A 4,104-nucleotide genomic window follows, 5' to 3' on the forward strand; every position below is an offset into this window, starting at 1 on the left:
GGCTCCAGCCGAGTATGTGAAAGCCAGCGGGAACAGAATCCATAAATGCCCGCATTTTCTCTCTGCTCGCCGCAAAGTCAATATCAAACTCAAATCCATCCTGCCCGGCAGGAACCGAAGGGTCGGGGTTGTCCCAGGGGACACCTGAAACAGGATCAATCACGGCAAGTATCATTTTATTGAGTTCAGCATGATACGCCCATAAGTAGTTTTGTACCCCATTGAGACGGTAATATTGGTCAGTGAATTGATGCGGCCCTTGATTGAATGTTATACAATAAAGGGAAATCTGATTATTTACAAACTCAAACTTACGTTGTGGTTTGTTATAATCTACATAAGTGTAATCATCATTTTTAAACTGGAAGAAATGTGCCTGTCCCCAGCCCTGCTTGTTTTGAATATACTGAAACGACGTCTCGCGCCAGTTAAATGGAACGCCATTGGCTGAATCGCGGCTCACACGCCAGAAATAGACAATACTGTCTGTTGTAATGGGAAAAACAGGATTCCAAGTGACAACACCTCCGCCATGATTGATAACCTGACTTAACTTAATGGGACTGTTAAACGCATCGGTAGTGTCAAGTTCAAAGCGGTAATTGGCCGGAGGTGTGAACGCAAAACCGGTGGAAGCTTTCAGGGTAACCGGCAGAGCAGGGATAATTGCATATTTGTAAGGATAAACAGGTACGATATCTGATGATTTGATAAGTAGGTCAACGTCGGTAATATTATTCACTTTAGTGATTTCATCCATGTGGTTGTAGGCATCCAGTGATATTCTGAATTTATTGAGTCCTATTCCTTTGATAAAATTAACAGGCAGTTTAACCGCAAGTGTATCTTTAAAAAGAGGTGCAACTATCTGGTGATAATAGGTAGATATGGTTCCATCGGGAAACGTACGGTCGAGCTTAACAATGAATGAATCGGCCACGGCACGGCCTAAATTCGTAGTGATGATATTGATATAAAATGAATCAATTTCGGTGGTAACATTGGGCGGATCAAAATAAACAGATGTATTGTTTACCATGTAATCCGGTTTTGGGAAGGAGTTGATGATGATGGCCGGGTCGCCGTGCAATGTCATAGTAAGACAGGTCTCTTTAAGTGTAAGGTTGCCGGTTTGAATTGATTTAATTGTTTGCTGAATACATTTACCCACAGGCCTTCCATAGTTCCTGAACGCTATATTTTTATAGAATTCGGAGCTGTATGCATTCAGTGCCGAGGGTAAGCCGCTTGCAATAGTGGCAAGGTATCCGATAACACCCTTATTTTCTATGAGTACAAACATTTCACTAGAGTTCGGCAAATCTGAATAAAGATCACCGGCATAGCAGGAATTAGCAAGCAGGAAGGGGTATTTATCCATATTGTTATACTCCGCAGGATTATCGATACTCACATCAAATCCGGTTCCTCCGGCATGGCCAAAAAAGGTCATCAGGCTCACGCCTCCGTTGATGATATTTTTCAGTGAATCGGACTGATTAATCTGAATCGGATCCGAATTGGTTTTCAGGTAGGTTCTTACATATCCGCCGAACAGCGTATCTTCAATGGTATTCTTATAGGTGTTCAGGTATGCCTGAAAGTCTGATTGTTCGCCGATATTCGACCCCCCGCCAAAATGAAGCACATTCTTCATCCATTCCTGAGGGGTTTGTGCGGCTATTTCATATCCTTTCACCTTATCAAGATATATCCTCACCTGGTCGGCAGTGCGCGCACTCAGCCTTCCGGTGGGAACGGCCGGAGTGTACATGGTGTCGTTGATGCCGGTTGTGAAAAGCAAATCGCTGGGCGGATTGCCCAGTGAAGGCACTAATGTCTGGTTCCAGTAATACGCACTTTTTCTATAAACATAGGCATTATCATAACCTGCGCGGAATGCTTTCCCGATAAGGAATAAATCTTTGGGTTTCTCCGGAAAATTTGCCCACGCATATCGCATAAAATTGCGGATTCCCAGTGGATGTTTCAGAATACCGTATGAGAACTGGTCATAAAGCTGGTCAACATCGGCAAGCATGGTATGATATCCGGTTGAATTGCGGTACAGCCTGTAATTCTCTGTTTCAGGTTGAAGCTGACTGTTAGAAATAATAATGTAATCGGAGTTTTCGGCAGTAGCCTGTGCCCGATAATTATTAAACATGGCGTTTGCCGAAACGGCCACCAGTTTTGTAACATTGGTAATCGCACCGTCTGAAGTTATGTAACATTCCTTTTCGTTACCGGCATTAGGAATAAGCGCACGATAGTTGGTGCCGTCAAACACAACCTTAATACGGCGATGATTGCTGAGGTCGTAAAGCCTCGCGGTATCATTATTATTTACCGTAAACCCCGTGAAATTAAACAGCGACTTTGCCTGAATACCATCGGGAACAAAGAAACGGAACGATGTTGAGTTATCCAGATAGGGTGTGTGAGGATATTTAATCTGGATGTACGGAATGGTATTCCTGTCAGCTCCGGCGCCAAGATCATTAATGGAAGTAAAGCTAAAACCTGTTGTGGCGCTTCCCAGCTGACTTACGGGAATTGTACGGTTAAACCTCAACATTTTATATCCTTCAAAAACAGTATCGATGAAGGTGTTCCCGAAATGTATTTGGACATGATGGTCGGGATTGACGAGGCTGAAGTCGGATGCGCCCACCAGAATAAAATCGACTTCGGCATTGCCCGAACCGTATTTGCCGGGAGTAGAAATATTTTTTGAAATGCTGCCCCCGAGCGAAAATCCGTTATCAAACCAGCCCTCACCCGCGGTGTACACAGGGTCGGTTATTCCTTCATACGGCTCACCGTTGAAATAGGCAGAGGTATAATCCACCCGGCTTATTTTATTGAAAAATGGTACCGGTGTATAGGATGAAAAATTAACATCGTTTTCAAGCATCATTCTTCGGTTATTTATCGAAGAATTCCAGGTAAGAAAATAGACCGCTGAGTCGCAGAAAAGGCTGTAATTGGGGTTCGCCTGACTCTGAGCCTGATCGTAGAGCTGAGTGTCGAACGTACCATCGTTCATTTTTCCTGAAAACTCGATAAAATCACCGGGATTTAAAACATTATTGGTTCCACCTTTGACGTAAATGTATTGTTCAACGCCTTTACAGAAGATCTGCAGGCTTCGCGGGTCAATGGTTTGTACAGGTATCCCCGCACTTAGCATCAGGTTGTATGATACGCGGTAGATGCCATCAGCATGAACGTATATCTTGTAATACTTGCGGTTGTAGTCTATCCACTCGTTACCGAAATTCTGACCTCTGGCCAGGGTGGATAAACAGATGAATAAGGCCAGAAAAAGGCCTGTTTTCTGTTTGTTAAACATAGTAATTAGTTTTTTTTTGGTGTTAGTCTCAATACAAGCAGACCGACAAAAAATCATTGGTCACTTAACGGAAACTTTCATACTTCATTAGTTTTGGTAATAATGAAAAGTATGTCTTTGCGTATGCGACCTGCAATTTCAAATGTAAAGTTATGCTTTTTTTTTAATTCTCCAAGAAGCCCCGACAAAGTTAATTCCGTAAAACGGAATGTTTCAGGGCCATTTCCGGCAGCAGTGAATTTGGCAAACAGCCTGCCGGTAAAGGTATTTGCGTTGCTCAGGTTTTTTATGGGTTCTGAAATAATCACCCTGCCTGATATTTCCAGCATTTTCATAATTACGGCGCCGGCATTTTCACCAAAGTGATACAGGGAACCCATCATCACACATTCATCGGAAGGTTCTGCCGGAAAGTCTGTGAACAGATCCGCTTCATGCGCATCGAAGCCTTTATTTCGGGCACGTTCAACAAATTTTTTATTGATATCATAACCGTGCCATATCCATCCTTTCCGGGTACATTGCTCGGCAAGAAGGGTATCACCAAAGCAGCATTCGGTAACAGAATTTCCCTTAAGCACATTGAACACCATGCGCGAGCGGCGTCGGTAGGCACCTGCGTACAGCAGATTCATTGCAAAGCGGTACGCGGGTATGGATGAGTAGATAAAAGCAGGCATACATTCCTTTCGGGATTTTTACCGCATCAGGTACATTTTGCCGAACTCTTTGGTAAAATACTGGTCGGC

At 43.5% G+C, this 4,104-nt stretch carries 2 protein-coding genes; both read right to left on the reverse strand.

Translation table 11 applies throughout. The features are described from left to right. A partial coding sequence (locus WCM76_16720; protein ID MEI6767276.1) for a C25 family cysteine peptidase occupies positions 1–3,355 on the reverse strand: 3,355 nt, incomplete at its 3' end. Between the two features lie 77 nt (positions 3,356–3,432). Continuing rightward, positions 3,433–4,035: a hypothetical protein gene (locus WCM76_16725; protein MEI6767277.1), complete on the reverse strand. Its 603-nt coding sequence runs from the start codon at positions 4,033–4,035 to the stop codon at positions 3,433–3,435. Positions 4,036–4,104 lie beyond the last annotated feature (69 nt).

This window comes from Bacteroidota bacterium, from assembly GCA_037133915.1.
GTDB lineage: Bacteria > Bacteroidota > Bacteroidia > Bacteroidales > CAIWKO01 > JBAXND01.

Bases quoted from the DNA above. Each gene is read 5' to 3' on its own strand.
- WCM76_16725 (MEI6767277.1), bottom strand. From the start codon at position 4,035: ATGCCTGCTTTTATCTACTCATCCATACCCGCGTACCGCTTTGCAATG.